The organism is Verrucosispora sp. WMMC514, from assembly GCF_027497295.1.
GTDB lineage: Bacteria > Actinomycetota > Actinomycetes > Mycobacteriales > Micromonosporaceae > Micromonospora > Micromonospora palythoicola.
Genome location: NZ_CP114906.1, coordinates 5,867,784 through 5,887,070, shown reverse-complemented (window position 1 = coordinate 5,887,070; position 19,287 = coordinate 5,867,784). Strand labels below are relative to the sequence as shown.

Sequence of the window (19,287 nt, the reverse complement as noted above, 5' to 3'; positions counted from 1 at the left end):
GACTGCGGTGACGACTGTCGGATGGTTTCGGAGGTCATCGGTAGTGGCTGCCTATGACGGACAACGCCTCGTCGAGGATGTCCAGGCCCTCGCGGATCTCCCGCTCGGTCGCGGTGCACGGCGGCACGACGTGGATCCGGTTGGTGTGCAGGAACGGCCAGAGCCCGCGCTTGCGGCAGGCGGCGGCCAGCTCCTCCATCGGGCCGGGCGGGCCGCCGGGCGCCCCCAGCGGCGGCAGCATCTCGCGGGTGTCCCGGTCCCGCACCAGCTCCAGCGCCCAGAACACGCCCAGTCCGCGTACCTCGCCGATGACCGGGTGGCGTTCGGACAGCTCCCGCAGACCGGGGCCGAGTACCTCGGCACCGAGGTGGGCGGCGTTCTCGACGATCCCTTCCTCGCTCATCGCCGTGATGGCGGCCACCGCGGCGGCGCAGGCCAGCGGGTGACCGGAGTAGGTCAGGCCGCCGGGGTAGGGCCGGTCGGCGAAGGCGTCGAAGACGCGCGGACCCATCAGCACCCCGCCGAGCGGGACGTAGCCGGAGTTCACCCCCTTGGCGAAGGTGATGAGGTCGGGTACGACGTCCCAGTTCTGCACCGCGAACCAGCGTCCGGTCCGGCCGAAGCCGGCCATCACCTCGTCGGCGATCAGCAGGATGCCGTGCCGGTCACACAGCTCGCGTACGCCGGCCAGGTAGCCCTCCGGCGGCACCAGCACCCCGTTGGTGCCGACCACCGGTTCCAGGATCACGGCGGCGACGGTGCCCGGCCCTTCCAACGCGATCACCTGCTCGAGGTGGGCCAGCGCCCGCTGGGCCTCCTCCGGCTCGGTGCGGGCGTGGAACGCGCTGCGGTACAGGTAGGGGCCGAAGAAGTGGACCACGCCGGCCGCGCCGGTGTCGATCGGCCAGCGGCGCGGGTCGCCGGTCAGGTGCAGCGTCAGGTGGGACCCGCCGTGGTAGGAGCGGTACGCGGCGAGCACCTTCGGCCGCCCGGTGACCAGGCGGGCCATCCGTACGGCGTGTTCCACCGCGTCGGTGCCGCCGTTGGTGAACAGCACCCGGTCGAGGTCGCCCGGTGCCCGTTCGGCGATCAGCCGGGCCGCCCGTGCCCGCTGGTCGTTGCCGAACGCCGGGCTGACCGTGCACAGCCGTTCGGCCTGGCGCTGGATCGCCGCCACCACCTTCGGGTGCTGGTGACCGATGTTGACGTGCACGAACTGGGAGGCGAAGTCGAGGTAGCGGTTGCCGTCGTAGTCCCAGAAGTACGAGCCGAGCGCCCGCGCCACCGGCATCGGCGACAGTTGTCGCTGCGCGGACCAGGAGTAGAACAGGTGGGCCCGGTCCTCGGCCAGGATGCCCTGCGCCGTGTCGGGCAGCGGATCGCTGTGATGGTCGTGCGCGCTCACGCGGCTGCTCCCGTCGGACTGAAGTGGTGGATACTGCCGGGCATCGATGACCGAGAGGGGTGGTGGGCGTGCCGAAGCTGGCCGTGGTTTCCGGAGGTGGCACCGGGATCGGGCGGGCGATCGCCGAGGAGCTGGCCGCGGAGCACGAGGTGGTGCTGCTCGGCCGGCGCGCGGAGGTGCTGCGACGCACCGCCGAGGAGTTGTCCGGCGAGCACCGCCGGGTCCGGGCGGTGGTCGCCGACCTGTGCGAACCCGATGAGGTACGCCGGGCCGCCGACGAGATCACCGCCGGGGACCGTACGGTCGACGTGCTGGTCAACAACGCCGGGGGCAACTTCGCGCCGCAGCCCGCCGAGGATCTGTCCACCCTGCGCGAGCAGTACCTGCACAACCTCGGTGGCAACGTGTTGCCGGTGGTGCTGCTGACCCAGGCGCTGCTGCCCGCCCTGCGCCGCCCGGGTGGTCGGATCGTCACGGTGACCTCCATCGCGGCCTTCCGTGGCAACGCCTCCTACGGGGCCGCCAAGGCGGCGCTGCACCCGTGGTCCACGGAGTTGGCCGCGCGGCTGGCCGGTGCGGGCATCACGGTGAACGTCGTCGCGCCCGGTTACGTGGGCGGCACCGAGTTCTACCGGGACCGGATGACGCCGGAGTTCCACCGGCAGCGTTCGGCGCAGGCGCCGGTGGGTCGCGGCGGCACGGTGGCCGACGTCGCCGGGCTGGTCGGCTACCTCGCCGGCGCCACGGCGGGCTTCGTCACCGGCCAGATCATCCAGATCAACGGCGGCGCGCTGATGGGCCGCGGCTGACCCGGAACCGGCCGGCGGCCGCCGGACGGGCCCCCGGTGGGGTCCGCCGCCGGCTCGCCGGCACATCGGCCGGTCCCGTCGTCGCGCACCGCTCACCCGCGGCCTGCCAGCCACTTGCGCGCCTCCGCCACGGCACGGTGGGTCAGGTCGGTCGACGCACCGAGATAGCGGGCCGGATCGAAGATCACCTCGACCTCGTGGTCGGGCAGCAGGCGGCGTAGCTCGGCGCAGCCGTCCAGGGACTCCCGCAGCGAGCCACCGGCGTCGTGGGCCTGCTGGCTCAGCTCGTAGACACGCTCGTGGGCGGTCTGTTTGCCCACGTGCGCGCCGAGGGCGAGCATCAGCCGCTCGGAGGCGAGCTGGTCGGCGACGACCCGGGTGTTCTCCCGCAGCCGGTCGACGTTGACGGTGAGGCCGCTGACCAGCTCCCGGGTGATCTCGCAGGCGGCCAGGGTGTAGTGGGACACGTCCGGCACGCACGCCCACTCCACCCGCAGCGCCCGCGAGTCCCGCTCGTGGTCACCGATCATCCCGCTGTACGCGATGCCCGCCTGGGCGGCGGCGAGCTTCGCCATCACCACCACCTGCTCGCACCGCTCCGGGTTGCGCTTGTGCGGCATGGTGCTCGACCCGACCTTGCCGTACCGCCACGGCTCGGTGACCTCGCCGAACTCGGGCCGGCCGATGGTGCGGATCTCGTCGGCCACCCGGCCCAGGGTGCCGGCCACCATGGCCAGGGTGGTGACGAACTCCACCACCCGGTCGCGGGCCACGTGCCAGCCGATCGTCGGTACGCCCAGACCCAGCCGCGCGGCGAACCGCTCCAGCAACCCGATGCCCTCGGTGCCGAAGCCGGCCATGGTCCCGGCACCGCCGAACAGCTGGGCCACCACCACCCGGGACCGGACGGTCGCCAGCCGCTCGGTGTGCCGCAGGATCTCGTCGATCCAGCTGGCCGCCTTGAGGCCGAAGCTCATCGGCAGCGCCGCGCGGGCGTGGGTGCGTCCCACCGCCACCGTCTCGGCGTGTTCCTCGGCCAGCTCCACCAGGCAGCCGAGAATCTCCGTCAGCTCCCGGTCGATCTCGTCGAGGGTGTCGCGGATCTCCAGCGACTGCCCGGTGTCCTGGATGTCCTGGGTGGTGGCGCCGAAGTGGATGAACTCCCCGGTGCCGTCCGGGCAGGCCGCCTGGAACACCCGCAGCAGGCCGACGAGCGAGTGCCCGGAGCGCTCGATCTCGTGCTGCACCGCGTCCAGGTCGATGCGGTCCAGCCGGGCCGCCGCCACGATGCCCTCGACCGCCGTGGCGGGAATCATGCCCAGCTCACCCTGCGCCTGGGCCAGCGCCGCCTCGATGTCGAGCCAGCGCTGCTTGCGACAGACGTCGCAGTAGATCCGCCGGCTGGCGGCGGTCGCGTAGCGGTTGCCGTAGAAGCGGGAGTCGGTGATGTGGCCCCGCTCGTGGCGGCAGGTCTCGACCGAATGGGCGTGGGTGACGGACATCGGTGCCTCCGTGGTTCAGCGACGAACGGATCGGCTGGTCGCGGTCAGTGGTCGGGTGAGGAAGGGGCTGGTGCCGTACGGCGGCTGGTCGGGGGTCACGCGGGCGGCGGCGGCGGTGTCGTAGGCGACCTGGCGCAGCGGCAGGCCCCGGCGGCGGGCCTCGTCGGTCAGGTGGTCGACGAGCTGACGCATCAGCTCCGTCACGCCGTCGAGCACCCCGCGCGGGCTCGGACAGCGGGTGGGCCCGAACAGCGCCTCCATCGAGGCTGATCCGCCGATGCCGCCGACGAAGTCGGGCACCACGAGCACCCCGGCCCGGTGCAGCGCGTGCTCCGCCTGCGGGCTGAGCCCGCAGTTGGCACCGACCACCACCACCGGTGCCGGCAGCCGGTCGGCCCGCTCCGCCGGCAGCCCGTCGGCGCCGGCGGCGAGCAGGACCAGGTCGGTGGGGAGGTCGAGCAGCGCGGCAGCGGGCATCCGTCGGACGTGCCGGGCCAGCTGCGACACCGGGGTGCCGGCCGGCTCGGCCAGCATCGCGGCGACGTCCAGTCCACCCGGGTCGGCGACGCAGCCGTACTCGTCGGCGATCGCCGTGATCCGTACGCCCTCCTGCGCCAGGGTGTACGCCGCCGCGCGTCCCAGGTTGCCGAACCCCTGCAGCGTGCAGGAGAGCGGACCCGGCAGGGCACTGGCCCGGGCGGCCATCACCGCCGCCTGGGCCAGGGCGTGCCCGGCGCGGCGCTGGGCCAGGGTCAGCGCGCCGACGTGCTGGTCGAGCAGGCCCATCCGGGCGACGAACTCCGCCTCACTGAACTCCTGGGCGCCCCGGACGGCGTACTTGATCGACGGGATGCCCTCCAGCAGGGCGAGCTGTTCCAACTCGTCCCACTGGGTGCCCATGTCGCAGCCCATGCTGAACCGGGTCATCAGCTGCCCGCGCAGGAAGCGGAGGAAGCGACGCAGCGCCGCCGCCTTGCCCGGCGCCCTCGGGTCGTAGTCGATGCCGCATTTCGCGCCGTCGACGTTGATGCCCAGCAGCCGCTCCTTGAGCGTCATCCGGGAGGCCAGTTCGCCCAGTTCCGCCGCGGTCAGCCCCGGTTTCACTCGGCAACCACCGGCGGCCAGCCGGCAGTCCAACCCGTCGTAGGCCAGCCAGCCCCGGAACCCCTCGATCGGGTCCACGTACTCGATGACAGCGTTCACGGCTTCCCCCGCGATGATGGTGGTGCGGACCCGCTCGCGCCCCCACCCTCGCCCAGGTACGCGACCAGGCAGCGGGCGGTCAGCAGGCAACGCGGGAGTCCTCCGTCGACCACCAGCACGGCGGTCGACGGCTCGGACAGCATCGGAACCACGTCCGGCAACGGCGTGCCGGCGCCGACCTGCGGCGGCGGCGGACTCAGGTGATCGCCGACCAGGTCGTCGGCGCCGGCACCGGCGGCGTACGCACCGGCGAGCGTCGCCTCGGTGACGCATCCCAGGATCTCCGCCAGCCGCAGCGGCGGCGCCGCCGCACTGACCAGCAGGTGCGTGGTGTCGGCGTCGCGCAGCAGTTTCGCCGCGTTGGCCAGGGTCTCGTCCGGCCGGATCAGCGGCGGATGTCCACCGGTCGCCGCGTCGCGCACCCTCGGCTGGTCGGTGGGTGGGTCGTACAGGCCCAGGCCGGCGAGCCAGTCGTCGTTGAAGATCTTGGACAGGTAACCACGGCCGGAGTCCGGCAGCAGCACGACGACGAGGGCCTCCGGTCCGGCCGCGGCGGCCACCCGCACCGCCGCGGCGGCGGCCATCCCACCGGAGCCGCCGGTGAGCAGGGCGTCCTCGCGGGCCAACCGGCGGGTCATCAGGATCGACTCCTGGTCGGTGACCGCGATGACCTCGTCGACCACGGACGGGTCGTAGGAGTCCGGGCGGCTCGGCTGGCCCACCCCTTCCACCAGGTACGGCCGCCCGGTGCCACCGGAGTAGATCGAACCGTCCGGGTCGACGCCGATGATCCGCACCGTCCCGCCGGAGACCTCCCGCAGGTAGCGCCCGGCACCGGAGATCGTGCCGCCGGTGCCGATTCCGGCGACGAAGTGCGTCAGTCGGCCCTCGGTCTGCCGCCACAGCTCCGGTCCCGTGGTGTGGTAGTGCGAATCCGGGTTGCTGCGGTTGGCGTACTGGTTGAGCTGGACCGCGCCGGGCCGCTCGGTGGCTATCCGGGAGGCCACGCTGCGGTACGAGTCCGGGTGCTCGGGCCGCACGGCGGCGGGACAGACCACCACCTCCGCCCCGTACGCCCGGAGCACGTCGATCTTGTCGCGGGACACCTTGTCGGGGCAGGTGAAGACGCAGTGGTAGCCCTTCTGCTGGGCCACGATGGCCAGGCCCACCCCGGTGTTGCCGGAGGTGGGCTCGACGATGGTCCCGCCGGGCCGCAGCAGGCCGTCGGCCTCGGCCGTCTCCACCATCCGCAGGGCGATGCGGTCCTTCACCGAACCGCCCGGGTTCAGGTACTCCACCTTGGCGTAGAGCGGGGCCGAGCCGGGGGGCACCACGCTGCGCAGTCGCACCAGCGGGGTGTCACCGATCAGCTCGGTAAGGGATTCGTGCAGGTTCACGCGACACCCACCTCCATGCTCACCGGGCCGCGCACGCTCATCCGGCGGTACGCCGAGATCCAGGACAGGCTGGTGCGCACGTCGACCACCACCGGCCCGCCGTGGGCCAGCGCCCGGGCCAGGCACGGCTCCACGTCCTGCTCGGTGGTGACCGCGAGCCCCAACGCGCCGTACGCGCGGGCGAGCGCGACGAAGTCGGGGTTGTCGAGGTCGGTGGCGATGACCCGGCCGGGATAGACCCGCTCCTGGTGCGCCCGGATGGTGCCGTAGCTGCCGTTGTTGGCGATCACCACGATCAACGGCAGGCGGCGGCTCACCGCGGTGGCCAGTTCGGAGCCGGTCATCAGGAACCCGCCGTCGCCCACGATCACCACCGTCGGCCGGCCGGTCCGCAGCGCGGCGGCCACCCCACCCGGCACCCCGAAACCCATGGCACTGGAACCGACGCCGAGCATCCTCGCGTCGCCGGTCAACCGCAGGTAGCGGTAGAGCCAGCTGGTGAAGGTGCCGGAGTCGAGGGTGACCACCACGTCGCCGCCGGTCAGCTCGTCCAACCCGGCGACGAGCGCACCGAAGGCCAGGCCGTCGTCGCTGGGGTGCGGCGACCACCGGGCCTTGGCCACCTCCAGCTGGTGCAGCTCGTCGACCCAGCCGACCCGCCCCGCGTCCACCCCGGCCGGTGCGAGGTCGGCCAGTTGCCGCAGGAACTGCACCGGGTCGGCGGCCAGCCCGACCGTCGGCGGATGGGTGCGGCCGAGCCGCTGCGGGTCGGGGTAGACGTGCACCAGTGCCTGTGCGGGGTTGCCGGGCCTCGGCAGCCGCCGCGACAGGGTGGTCACGTCGTCGAGCCGGGTGCCGACCGCCAGCACCAGGTCGGCGCGGTCGAGCAGGGTCCGCTGCCGTTCCTGGGTGTTGTTGTGCAGGTGGCCGGCGTAGCACGGGTCCCGGTTGTCGAACAGGTCCTGCCGCTTGTTGCTGGTCAGCACGGGCAGGTGATGCCGGTGGGCGGCGGCGGCCAGCGCCCGCCGCCCGGCCTCGCCGCCGAGCGTGCCGCCGGCCAGCAGCAGGGGACGTTCCGCCCCGTGCAGCAGCGCCCGTACCCGGTCGAGATCGGCCGGGGCGGCCGCGGCCGCGCCCGGCTGCCAGCCGGTCGGTGCCACGCCGACCGGGTCCGGCAGGTCCAGCACGTCCTCGGGCAGCACCAGCACGACCGGGCCCGGGGTGCCCGACTGGGCGGTGCGGAACGCGCGGGCGACGAACTCACCGGTGCGGGCCGGCTCCAGCAGCACCAGCACCTCCTTGGCCAGCCCGCTGAAGGCGCGTGCGTAGTCGACCTCCTGGAACGCCTCGGTGCCGAGGTCGCAGCGGGGCACCTGGCCGATCACCAGGACCAGCGGTGTGGCGTCGTACCAGGCGGAGTGCACCGCGATGCTCGCGTTGGTGGCCCCCGGGCCCCGGCTGACCAGGCACACCCCTGCTCGTCCGGTGAGCTTCGCGTCGGCCACCGCGGCGAAGCCGGCGGAGGCCTCGTGCCGGCTGGTGACCACGTCGACGGTCGACGCGGCGTGCAACTCGTCCAGCACCGCCAGGTAGCTCTCCCCGGCGACGCAGAAGACCCGGTCCACGCCGTGCGCGAGCAGCGTGTCCACGACCGTGGCGGCGACGGTGCGCGGTGCCGGCGACGCCCGGTCCGCCGCCTGCGGGGCCGTTGTCACGGCAGTTCCGCGTCGGCTGCCGAGGACCGGAACTTGCTGTCGGCCAGGGCCGGCGGGTAGATGATCGCCGCCTCGTCGAAGGTCTGCCCGACCGTCTGGTACTGCATGACCACCAGCTCCGGCGGGTTGTGGTGCCAGTGCTCGGCGCCCCGCTCGAAGCGCAGCGGGCCCCGCCAGGTGTCGAACTCGGTGGACTCCAGGGCGTCGAGCAGCCCTTCGCGGCTGTCCGTGCCGGCCACCTGCAACGCCTGGCCGATGATGGTCACGTCGGTGAAGGCGCTCAGGCAGGTGTCCGGCGGCGCGAAGCCGTAACGCTGCATGAACCGGTCGGTGAACCAGCGTCCGATCGGGGTCATCTCCGACCACGAGGGACGGAACTTCGTGGCCGGCCACATCACCCCGTTGCCGCCCGCGCCGGCCATCCGCCAGTAGTCCTGCGAGCGCATCGGGAAACCGAAGGTCACCATCATCGGCACCGCCGGCAGCAGACCGAGCTCGATGGCCTGTTGCAGGATGTGGTAGCTGTTGCCGACCGGGCCGCCGCCGGCGACGACGTTGAGCCCGCCGTTGATGAACGCGTCCGGCTGCCACTGCTTGATCTGCCGCAGCTGCTCCCGCCAGTCGAGCGCGACCTCCTGCTCGAAGTCGAACCGGAGGAACTCCATGCCGTGCCGCGACTCGCCGTACTGCTGGAGGGTGTCGGCCATGGTCTTGCCGAACACCGTGTCGGGCGCGATCATGCCGATGCGGCGGGCGCCGATGTCGGCCAGGCAGTCCATCATCAGCGGCACCCGGTCGGCGATCGAGAAGTAGGTGCGGAAGATCGTGCGCCGCCCGTGGGTCACCGTGCTGTGCCCGTTCTCGACGAACATCGGCACGCCGATCTTCTCGCACATCTCCGCCACCCACGGGGTGGTACGCAGGTGCCACTGGCCCAGCACGGCGAGCACCTCGTCGACCATGGCGAGCTTCGCCATGCCCGCGACGGCGGAGCGTGGGAAGCCCTCCTCCGCGGCGGTCGCCATGTCGTTGTACGCGATGAACGAGACGTTGCGTCCACCCAGTACGCCGCCGTGTTCACGCAGGTACTCGGCACCCAGGCGGGCACCCCGCGAGACCAGTACACCGGCCATCGCGTCACCGGGGCGGCTCATCGGCGACAGGATCCCGATCTTGATGGGGTTGTCGCCGGCGACCGAGTTCACCGCCTCGATCTCCTGCAACGCCAGCTCCATCGGAGTGCTCGCCGGTGCGGTCGGCTGCGGGTTGCGCGGCGCGGGAACCTCGGCGTTCGTCGTGGTGGTCACGGCATCTCTCCTTCTGCGGTCGGCTCGTGCCAGATGGGACAAGGTCACAGTCGGTAGGCGGCCCGATAGTCGGCGAAGCGACGGCGCAGGCCGTCCGCGTCGAGCCCGTAGTCGCTCAGTCGGTACTGGTGGCGGCCCGGAGCGGTGTGCTCGGCGGTGCGGACCGCCGACCGCACCGCGTGCTGGGCCGACGCGTCGAACGGCAACCCGGCGAACTCGCAGACCCGGCCGACGGCCGTCACCGGGTCGGCGACCAGGTCGCGGTAGCGCAGGTCGAGCACCGGCAGGCCGGCGAACGCCCCGGGGTCGCGCAGGCCCGGCAGGGCGGCGGCGGTGCGGTCCAGCCAGAAGGCACCGATCTCGTACGGGTCGACGTGCCGGGAACGCGCCGCCCGCACCGTCCGGGTGAGACTGCACACCGAGGCGACCGTGGTCACCGGATCCCGGTGCAGCCGGACGACCCGGGCCTGCGGGTAGGTGCCGGCCAGATCCGCGGCGTGCCACAGGTGGAACGGGCACTTGAGCACCACGTGCCGACCCGCGCCGGGGCCGACGATCGCGGTGAGCTGCGCCCGGTGCAACGCGTACGCCGCGGTGTGGTCCTGACGGGACAGCCAGTCGAGGTATCCGGGCACGTGGTAGCGCAGCCCGAAGATCTCGGAGTGGAAACTGTTGGCGATCAGCCGGTGACACTCCTCGGGCTTGCGCGGATGCAGCGGATGGATCGCGGCGAAGGCCGGGGCGGCCCGGTGGTACTCCGCCACGTAACGGTCGGCCGCGGCCACCAGTTCCTCGGGCGGCTGCGTCGCGGCCGGTGCCAGCAGCTCCCACAGCTGCGGCGCGCGCACCCGCGGGTGCGCGGCGAGCAGCAGTTGCAGCAGGGTCGTCCCGGTGCGGTGCAGTCCGGTCACCACGGTCACGGCCGGCGGCCGGTCCGTCGACGGCCGCTGCCGGGCGGCCAGCCGCTGCTGGACGCGCAGCGCGTTGACCAACGAATCCCGCGCCACCCGCGCCCCGTCGGGCGTGAGCCGCGCCTCCTCGTTGATCGCCCGGACCAGCCGGTGCAGCGCGGGCTGGAAGCGCAGTCCGGCGGTGGCCGCCTCGCCCGCGCCGAGCGCGGCCCGGGTCACCTCGTCCGGATCCAGCAGGACGGTGGTCATCATCGGACACCTCCCGAACTCGCGGCGGCGCCCGGTCCGGCGGTGGCCGGGCCGGGGCACTCGACCGTCGCGCGGTCCGCCTGGAACCGTCGCTCCGCGTGCAGGAAGAAGTTGATGTCGGAGCGGATCTCGTCGATCAGCCGGCGGCTGAGGCTGGCCCGGTCCACCCGCAGACACTGCTCGTTGCGGCGCAGGGTGGGCCGGCTGAACGGCAGCCGGCCCGGGTTGAGATAGCGGATGGCGCCGGTGGCGTCCCGCTTGGGGATCACCTCCGACCGGGCGTGCACGCTGGCACTGAACGGGATGTCGAGCCGTCCGTCGGCGAAGGCGTCGACGATCGCCGCCGCGAGGTCCGGGGCGGCCAGCACCGGTTCGACCAGTTCGGCGACCTCGCGTTGCAGCCAGTAGGTCTCCTCCTCGACCGTCGCCTCGTCGACCCGTACGAAGTCGAGCAGGTGGGTGCAGGCCAGCGCGGCGGTGCGGATCCCGGCCACGTTGGCCTGCGCGTCGGGGATGCCGCGGGCCTCCTGGTTCGTCTTGTTGATCACTTTGGCGGCGCCGCCGAGTCGGGCGGTGAGCCCGCCGTACAGGATCAGGGCGTCGGCGACGTCCGGGTCGGCCGGGAAGACGCCCATGAACTCGTGCAGGACCGGGAAGATCTCCACGTTCTCCGGCAGGTACCGGCGGGCCAGCACCGGGATCGAGCGCAGCGCGGCGATGTCCTGGTGCACCTCGCCGCCCTGCGGGTACGCGACGGACAGGCAGCGCACCCCGGCCAGGCTCGCCGCGCGCGCCTCCAGGACGCAGACCGCCAGGCTCACCGACGGGGGCACCAGCACGGCGGTGAGGGTGCCGAACAGTTCCCGGTCGACGATCACCCCCTCCTCGGCGAGCAACCCGCAGAGCCGGTCGACCTGCGCCCACGCCGCCAGGGACCGGGTCAGCGACACGTCCTTGGAGTACGGCAGGTTGTAGTCGATGCCGCCGCCCTCGAACGAGGTGAACCCCGAGGCCAGCGAGACCGCGAACAGCTCACGCGGGTCGGGTGAGCCGTGCCGGACCTCGATCGGGGCGTCCACCGCCTCGTTGAGTTCCCGGCCGCGCCGCCAGCCGTGGGTGACCAGCGGATAGCCGTTGAGGTCCGCCGGCTCACGCTGCAACGTCTGGGCCGCGGTGCGGAACTGCTTGAGCCGGGTGAACGAGTCGATGGTGATGGTCAGGATGCCGGGCCGGGCGCGCCGCTCCAGAGTCGTCAGCAGGGTCCGCATCTCGTCGTGTCCGCCGACGCCGCAGCGGGGCTGCACCACCGGCCGGCCGCGCGCGGCCGCGGCCCGCAGCACCTCCACCGGTGCTCGCTTCGGCGACTTGCGGATGTACTGCATGGTCTCCGTCCAGGGCGGCAGCATGGCCGCGACTCGTGGCTCGACGTCGAGCTCGGGTAGGTCAGACACCGGTCAGCGGGGTGGCCCGGGCGGCGTGCAGCAGGTCCAGCAGCAGCGGGATCTGGTCGGCCTCGTCGAGAATGTGGTCGACGCCGAGGCTCAACAGCCGTTCCCGCTCGTCGCCGTCCTTGTGACTGCCCACCGAGAGGTTCCCGCCGACGATCAGTGGGCAGTGCAGGCGTCCGGCGGCCCGCAGCGCCGGCAGGTCACGCAGATCCTCGTACGCGTGGCCGTTGAGGCTGCCGATCAGCACCGCCTCGGCGTCCGGGTGGGCGACCAGCGCGTCGGCGAAATCCTCCAACGGTGTGCAGACGCCCAGGTTGACGACGCAGAAGCCGGCTTCGCGCAGCCGCATCGCGATGAGATGGTTGGCCACCGCGTGGGCGTCGCTGCGGGCCACCCCGATGATGACGGTTCGTTGGGTCTTGCGACTGGACATGTCGTCGTACCTCCCGATGTGCGCAGTGCGTGCCGGCCGTCAGTCGTCGAAGGCGGAGAAGACGCTGCGCCCGCTGACCTGAGCGATCCGGGCCCGGTCGTACTCCTGTGGGTCGGCCCGGCCCAGCGAGTCGAAGACCAGGTTGATCGCCGGGATCAGGCCCCACACCTCGCGGTACGGCGGCCATCCGCGGTGTCCCGCCTCGATGTCGGCGTGCCGGGCGAAGATGTAGTTGGCCCAGTCACGACTCATCGGATGCCGATGGTGGAAGTCGTGCACCACCGTGTCGCCGGTGAGCACCAGGTACCGTGCCGGCAGGTGCACCACCAGCATCCGCAGCGACCAGTGCAGCCACCGGGCGGCGCGGCGCAGCGGCCCACCCGACCGGTCGGCCGGCGCGCGCTCCCCGATCAGGATGGCGTTGGTGAGGCTGGCGAAGTACTCCCGACCGCGCCGCTGGGTGACCTCCGGGCCGGGGAAGGTGTGCTTGACGCACAGCCGCAGGGTGTTGCTGATCTGGTAGAAGAACGTCATCGGCAGCAGCCAGGCGACCAGCAGGAAGACCCACATGTCGAGCAGGACGGCCGCCGCGACCACGGTGGCGTAGCCCGCCACGGTCGCCACCCGCAGCGTCCGGCTGGCCGGGGCGAAGTAGGACTGGATCCGGCCCAGCAGGAAGTTCAGGTGAAACGCCGGGGACAGCAGCTTGCGCCGGACGAGGTGCCGCCACATCTGCCGGCGGGTCATCCCGGGCCGCAGTTCCAGGCCGATCAGGAACGCCTGGACGGTGGGGTCGCGGACGGTCATGTGATGCACCGCGTGGTGGTCGATGACGTGCTCGGTGCTGTAGCGGTCGAAGTCCTGCACCATGAGCGCGGCGGCGACCAGCCGACCGACCACCCGGTCCCGGCGGGGACGGGCCCACATGTTCCGGTGCGCCGCCTGGTGGTACATCATCATCCGCAGGTTCCGGGCCCCGTGCAGCGTCATCGACCAGCCCAGCAGCAGAAGCAGCAGCCACCAACCGCCGCTTGCCAGCGCGACCCAGCTGACCGCCAGTCCACCGACCATCGAGGCCGTCGCCGCCCAGAGATGGAATCCGGGCGTGAGCCGTACCGGCCGCTGACCGGTGTGTGGCTTGCCGGTGAGGAACGTCAGCGGCATCGCCAGTACCCGGGGCAGGACGTTCATCGAGTCCCGGATCGACACCGACTCGTCCGCCGGTGTGTAGGCGAGAGTCGTACCGTGTTGCTGCATCACCATCGTTGCGCTCCCTGACGGATCTCTGCGGAAGGGGCGTCAGGACCGGCCCGCCGCCTCCAGCGCCGCACCCGCGGCCAGCACGTCGTCGATAACCTGGTCGAGCTGCTCGCCGGTGGTGTCGGGGTTGAGCAGCATGAGCTTGAGCCACACGTCCTTGCCGCCGCCGGGGCGCGGCAGGAAGACCCGGGCGAGCATGGCGTGCCCGTCACGCATCAGCTGCCGCCGCAGGCCGCTGTTGAACGTGTCGAGATCGCTCCCGTCGCCGGGCAGGTAACGGAACAGCACGGTGCTGAGCACCGGCTCCGCGGCCAGTTCGAGCTTCGCCTCCCGGGCGACCCGCGCCGCGCCGTACCGGGACAGCTCGTGGCAGGCGTCGACCATGGCGCCGATGCCGTCGCGGCCGTACGCCCGCAGGGTGGCGGCGATCTTGAGCGCGTCGCAGCGGCGGGTGGCCTGGATGGAGTGCCCGTAGCGGCCGACGAAGCCCTCGGCCACGTCGTCCGGCGAGTTGAGGCTGGTCTGCTGGACGGCGAGATGGTCCAGCATGGCCGCGTCCCGGGTCAGGAACACCCCGGCCGACGCCGGTACCCAGCCGAACTTGTGCAGGTCGAGGGTGACCGAGTCGGCCTCGGCGAGCCCGTCGAACAGGGGTCGCAGCCGCTCGGAGAACAGCGCCCCACCGCCGTACGCGGCGTCGGCGTGCAGCCACACGCCGTGCTCGCGGGCCACCCGCGCCAGCTCGGGCAGCGGATCCACCCAGCCGAAGTCGGTGGAACCGGCGCAGACGAAGAGCATCACCGGCAGGCAGTCCGACGGCAGCTCGCGCAGGATCCGGTCGGCCTCGGCGGGAATCATCCGGCCCAGCTCGTCGGCGGGTACCCGGATGATGCCGTCCGCGCCGATGCCCGCGATGCTCGCGCCCCGGTCGACGGAGAAGTGCACCGTCTCGGTGCACAGCACCACCGGACGGACGCCACCGACGGCCAACCCGCTGTCGAACGTGGAGCGACCGAGTCGGCGGCGGTACGCCTCGTCCCGGGCGATCAGCATGGCCATGACGTTGGAGATGCTTCCGCCGGCGGTCAGGGTGCCACCCGCGTCGGCGCCGTAGCCGACCAGGGTGGCCAGGTCCTCGATCAGCCGACGCTCCAGTTCCAGCGCGAACGGGCCCGCCTCCCACGCGTGCATCGACTGGTTCAGCGCGCCGGCGACCAGGTCGGCGGCGACGGCGACCGCGGTGGGTGGGCACTGCATCCGGGCCACCGTCGCGGGGTGGCTCACGTCCACCGACCAGTTGGCGTACGCCTCGACGAGCTTGCGCAGCACCTCGGCGGGGTTGCCGCCGGTCGCCGGCAGCAGCGGCTCGGCGAGCACGTCGTCCGCGTACGCCCGGACGGCCGTCGGGCCGCCCGGCGCCACCGGGTTGGCCCGTCCCTTGCCCACGTCCTCCAGGACACCCAACACGTCGTCGATCAACGTCCGGAGCTGTCGCATGCTGTCGTGGTCGGCGGTCGCCACGAAGGTAGGTGCGTCGCCGATGCTCGGCACTGACACGGCATTCCCCTTTCTGGTTCAGCAGCGGGAAAGGGCATTCGGGTACGGCCCTCCACCGAACCGAATCCACCTTCGTGGAGTCGGCCCGGAACCGCCGTCAATTGTGTGACCGAAAGTAGTCGCCGAACTGGACTGCCAACCATGGGCGTGCCAGGAAGCGAATGTCTCATCGCTGCTCATCGCGCTCCGACAACGACGGTACAACCGACCGGCCCCTTGCGCCAGTGGAGAATCGAGGAACTAGAATCTCCGGCATGTCCGATTTGGAGAGACTAAGTACGACCAGTTGGGAACGGTCCGACCGACTGTTCCTGGAAATGGGCAAACTCGACCGGACGCCGACCGGCTTCCGGCTGTCGGGAACCGCCCTGTACCGAGGCAGGGGCGGGCCGACCAGCGCCACCTACCTCGTCGAGACGGACGCCTCGCGGCGGTCCCGGTCCGTCCGGATCGAGGTGGACGAGCCGACCGGGTTACGCACGCTGGCGCTGCACGCCGACGACGAGGGTCGCTGGCACTCCGCCGACGGCGCCCTCGACCTGCCGTTTCCTTGCGAGGACGTGGATCTGGCGGTTACCCCGGCCACGAACGGCCTGACCATCCGGCGGCTCGATCTGGCCGTCGGCGCTGAGGCCACCGCCCGGGTGCTGTGGATCCAGGTGCCCTCGTTCGGCGTACGCGCCGTCGAACAGGGATACCAGCGGATCGACCGCGACACCTATCGGTACAAGGGCCGATACGGCAGCTACAAATTGACGGTCGACGCCAATGGAATGGTGCTCGACTATCCCGGCGGCGGTTGGCGTTCAGTGGCGCACAAGGTTAGCCGTCGGATGTCGTGACAGTTGTGCGGTCGGGGGCCGGGTGCGGCACACCCGACCCCGACCCGCAATTGCGGCTCAGCCGCCGATATCTGCGAACATACGCTCCAGCTCCTCCGCGGGAATGGCCTCCAGCATGCGCTCCTCGATACGCGTCGCGAGCGCTTCCAGAACGGGTACCTCGAAGATGTCCTGAACCGCCAGGTCGACCCCGAACCGCATGCTGACCGCCGCGATCATCGGTACCGCACGCAGCGAGTGGCCACCCAGCTCGAAGAAGTTGTCGTCGAGACCGACCGACGGCACGCCGAGGATCTCCTGCCAGATCTCGGCGACGGTCTGCTGGGTACCGGTCTCCGGCGGTCGGTGCGCGCCGCCGGCCGCCAGGTCCGGCGCGGGCAACGCCCGGAAGTCGACCTTGTTGTTCGGGGTGAGCGGGATGGTGGGAATCGTGACGTAGTGGGCCGGCACCATGACGCTGGGCAGCGCGGCCGCCACCCGGGCCCGCACCGCGGCGGGGTCGAAGGTGTGCCCCTCGGCCGGCACGACGTACGCGACGAGTGTGCGTCGCGTGCCGATCACCGGTGCGGTCACCACGGCGGCGGCGACCGACTCGTCGTCGGCCACGGCACTCTGGATCTCGCCGAGTTCGACCCGCAGCCCGTCGATCTTCACCTGGGTGTCCAGCCGGCCGTGGAACTGGATGGTGCCGTCGGGCAGCCAGCGACACCGGTCGCCGGTGCGGTAGAGCCGGTGCCCGTCGCCCGGGCGGAAGGTGTCCGGCAGGAACCGCTCGGCGTTGAGGTCGGGACGGTTGTGGTAGCCGAGCGCCACGCCGGGGCCGCCGAGGTACAGCTCGCCCCACACCCCGACGGGTACCGGTTGGCCCAGTGGGTCGAGGATGTAGGCGGTGGTGTTGTGCATCGGCCGCCCGATCGGGATCGACGGCCAGTCCGGGTCCACGTAGGTGATCCGGTGGCTGACGCTGAAGGCGGTCACCTCGGTCGGCCCGTACCCGTTGACCATCGACACGTGCGGCAGCCGCTCCAGCACCTGACGGATGTGCGGCAGCGACAGCACGTCTCCGCCGGCCATGAACTGGCGCAGGTCGCGCAGGTCCTCCAGGTGGGTGTCGATGGTGAGGTTCGCCAGCGGCGCGACCAGCCAGAGGGTGTCCACCCCCTGCTCGCGGACCGTACGCGCGACCCGGGCCGGGGTCGGCACCCCGGGCGGCAGCAGCACCACCCGTCCGCCGTTGAGCAGCGGCCCGAAGATCTCCAGCGTGCAGGCGTCGAAGGAGAGCGGGGAGATCTGCAGGTAGCTGGTCCGCTCGTCGAGTTGGAGAATGTCGGTGTTGATGACCAGACGGACGACCCCCCGGTGGATCGTCTCGACTCCCTTCGGCCGGCCCGTCGAACCCGAGGTGTAGACGATGTAGGTCAGGTCGTCGGCGGTGTTGACGTTCACCGGGTTGTCGGTGGGCTGCGCGGCCAACGACGCGGCGTCGGCGGGGTCGTCGAGCACGAGCACCGCGACGTCGTCGCCGACCGGCGCCAACTCACGCAGCCGCTGCTGGGTGACCAGGAAGCGGGCCTGGGTGTCGGCCAGCATGAAGGCCAGCCGGTCCGTCGGGTACGCCGGGTCGAGGGGCACGTACGCGCCGCCGGACTTCAGCACCGCCACCACGGCGACCATGAGTTCGAGCGAGCGTTCCAGGCAGAGGGCGACCAGGGTGCCCCGCCCGACGCCACCGGCGCGCAGTCGGTGGGCGAGCCGGTTGGCCTGCTCGTTGAGCTCGCGGTAGGTCAGGTGTCGCCCCTCGATGGTGACCGCCCGGGCGTCCGGCGTACGCAGCACCTGCTCCTCGAACAACTCGTGCACGGTGACGTCCTGCGGGAACGGCGCGTCGGTGCGGTTGAACTCGTCGAGCAACCGGGCCCGCTCGGCGTCGTCGAGGATGGCCAGTCGGTGCACCGCGGTGTCCGGGTCGGCGACCGCGGCACGCAGCAGGTTCACGTAGTGGCCGAGCATCCGCTCGGTGGTCGTCGGGTCGAACAGGTCGGCCCGCCAGGTCAGGGTGAGCCGGGTGCCGCCCGGGTCGGGCTGGGCCAGCAGCGCCAGGTCGGGCAGGGTGGCCGCGGCCGGTACGAGGGTCTGCGCCAGCACCGTCAGCTCGCCGAAGCAGTCGGTCGCGGCGGTGGCCCGGCGGGCGGTGAACGCCGCCTGGAACAACGGGCTGCGGGCCGGATCGCGGGGCGGCCGCACCTCCTCGACGAGCGTCTCGAACGGCAGCGGCTCGGGAGTGTCGGACGGGGCGCACAGCGCGGCGAACGGGGTGTGCTCGTCGGTCTCGCTGCGCAGCACCCGCCAGGTCGCCACCGGTCCCACCAGGCCGGCGGTGTCCGGCGTCCGACGCTCGTCGCTGACTCCCAACGCCAGCACCGGTTGGCCGGACCAGCGGTGCAGCAGGGCCTGGAAGCCCGCCCGCAGCACGTCGGCCGGCGCCACGCCGAGCCGGGCGGCCAGGTTCTCCACCTGCTCGTGCAGCACCGGCGGCAGCCGCAGGTCGGCGGTGCCGGCCGCGTAGTGGGGCTGTACCGGGCGGATCCGGTCGGTCGGCAGCTCCAGCGGGGCGACGTCGGCGAGGTACTCCCGCCAGGCGGCGCCGGCGACCACCCGGGCCGCCTCCGCCGCGGCGCGTTCCCGCTGCGCGAAACCGGCGAACTCATCCCGGACGGTGGCCTCGGCCGGTCCGGACGGTTCGGCGAGCCGGGCCCGGTAGGCCGCACCGAGACGGGCGACGACGAGCGTGAGGGAGGCCGGGTCCACCACGGCGCGGTGGGCGATCAGCAGAAGCAGGTGTTCGTCGGCCGCCAGGCGCAGCAGTTCGGCGCGGATCAGCGGGCCACGGCCGAGGTCGAACCGGGTCTCGCTGGCCCGCCCGACGGCTCGCCGGACCGCCTCCTCGCGTTCGGTGTCCGACAGCTCGGACAGGTCCGCGCCGGCCAGCGCCGCCGGCACCGGCGCCGCCGACCGCCGGTCGGCCCGGCCCTGGTCCGTGCCGATCGCCAGGCCGAGCACGGCTTCGGCGGCGACCACGTCACCGAGCGCGGCGGCGAGCGTGGCCGCCCGCAGCGGGCCACGCAGTCGCACCTGCTCCACCAGCACCTCTACCGGCGCGTCCACGTACTGATCGATGAACCAGGACCTCTCCTGCCCGAGCGACAGGCTCGGTTCGGTCTCCCCCTGCTGCATCTGCTCGTCACTCCC

General features: G+C 72.2%; 14 protein-coding genes. 2 read left to right on the top strand and 12 right to left on the bottom strand.

Annotation, left to right across the window (positions count from 1 at the left end; genetic code table 11):
* Nucleotides 1-34: 34 nt before the first annotated feature.
* A complete protein-coding gene (locus tag O7597_RS27305) occupies nt 35-1,405 on the bottom strand; it encodes an aspartate aminotransferase family protein (protein WP_269741546.1) in 1,371 nt (456 codons plus the stop codon).
* 68 nt (nt 1,406-1,473) lie between these two features.
* Between O7597_RS27305 and O7597_RS27300 the strand changes: the two genes are divergently transcribed.
* Nucleotides 1,474-2,214 (top strand): SDR family oxidoreductase, encoded by a 741-nt coding sequence (locus O7597_RS27300; RefSeq protein WP_269741545.1) that lies wholly within the window; start codon nt 1,474-1,476, stop codon nt 2,212-2,214.
* A 92-nt stretch (nt 2,215-2,306) separates the two neighbouring features.
* Here O7597_RS27300 and O7597_RS27295 read toward each other — a convergent pair whose 3' ends face one another.
* From O7597_RS27295 to O7597_RS27250, 10 genes are all read right to left on the bottom strand, one after another.
* Entirely contained in the window at nt 2,307-3,716 is a 1,410-nt protein-coding gene (locus O7597_RS27295; RefSeq protein WP_281581119.1) for an adenylosuccinate lyase family protein, read from the bottom strand.
* 15 nt (nt 3,717-3,731) lie between these two features.
* Nucleotides 3,732-4,919: a Glu/Leu/Phe/Val dehydrogenase dimerization domain-containing protein gene (locus O7597_RS27290; RefSeq protein WP_281581118.1), complete on the bottom strand. Its 1,188-nt coding sequence runs from the start codon at nt 4,917-4,919 to the stop codon at nt 3,732-3,734.
* Entirely contained in the window at nt 4,916-6,316 is a 1,401-nt protein-coding gene (locus O7597_RS27285) for a pyridoxal-phosphate dependent enzyme (protein WP_281581117.1), read from the bottom strand. Before O7597_RS27285 ends, O7597_RS27290 begins: the two co-directional genes overlap by 4 nt.
* Nucleotides 6,313-8,031 (bottom strand): thiamine pyrophosphate-dependent enzyme, encoded by a 1,719-nt coding sequence (locus tag O7597_RS27280; protein WP_281581116.1) that lies wholly within the window; start codon nt 8,029-8,031, stop codon nt 6,313-6,315. Before O7597_RS27280 ends, O7597_RS27285 begins: the two co-directional genes overlap by 4 nt.
* Entirely contained in the window at nt 8,028-9,266 is a 1,239-nt protein-coding gene (locus tag O7597_RS27275) for an ABC transporter substrate-binding protein (protein WP_332317190.1), read from the bottom strand. Before O7597_RS27275 ends, O7597_RS27280 begins: the two co-directional genes overlap by 4 nt.
* Nucleotides 9,267-9,382: 116 nt before the next feature.
* The gene (locus O7597_RS27270; protein ID WP_281581115.1) at nt 9,383-10,501 is read right to left on the bottom strand and encodes a sulfotransferase; all 1,119 of its coding nucleotides are present in this window, start codon (nt 10,499-10,501) and stop codon (nt 9,383-9,385) included.
* On the bottom strand, nt 10,498-11,949 hold the full coding sequence (locus tag O7597_RS27265; RefSeq protein ID WP_281581114.1) for a methylaspartate mutase: 1,452 nt from the start codon (nt 11,947-11,949) through the stop codon (nt 10,498-10,500). Before O7597_RS27265 ends, O7597_RS27270 begins: the two co-directional genes overlap by 4 nt.
* The gene (locus O7597_RS27260; RefSeq protein WP_164446911.1) at nt 11,942-12,379 is read right to left on the bottom strand and encodes a cobalamin-dependent protein; all 438 of its coding nucleotides are present in this window, start codon (nt 12,377-12,379) and stop codon (nt 11,942-11,944) included. Before O7597_RS27260 ends, O7597_RS27265 begins: the two co-directional genes overlap by 8 nt.
* 39 nt (nt 12,380-12,418) lie before the next feature.
* Entirely contained in the window at nt 12,419-13,642 is a 1,224-nt protein-coding gene (locus O7597_RS27255; protein ID WP_269741537.1) for a stearoyl-CoA 9-desaturase, read from the bottom strand.
* A 36-nt stretch (nt 13,643-13,678) separates the two neighbouring features.
* Entirely contained in the window at nt 13,679-15,196 is a 1,518-nt protein-coding gene (locus tag O7597_RS27250; RefSeq protein WP_281581113.1) for a pyridoxal-dependent decarboxylase, read from the bottom strand.
* A 254-nt stretch (nt 15,197-15,450) separates the two neighbouring features.
* Between O7597_RS27250 and O7597_RS27245 the strand changes: the two genes are divergently transcribed.
* On the top strand, nt 15,451-16,038 hold the full coding sequence (locus tag O7597_RS27245) for a putative glycolipid-binding domain-containing protein (RefSeq protein WP_269741535.1): 588 nt from the start codon (nt 15,451-15,453) through the stop codon (nt 16,036-16,038).
* 57 nt (nt 16,039-16,095) lie between these two features.
* On the opposite strand, the gene O7597_RS27240 is transcribed toward O7597_RS27245, so the two are convergent.
* Nucleotides 16,096-19,272, bottom strand: a complete 3,177-nt coding sequence (locus O7597_RS27240) for an amino acid adenylation domain-containing protein (RefSeq protein ID WP_269741534.1) — start codon at nt 19,270-19,272, stop codon at nt 16,096-16,098.
* Between the last annotated feature and the right edge of the window lie 15 nt (nt 19,273-19,287).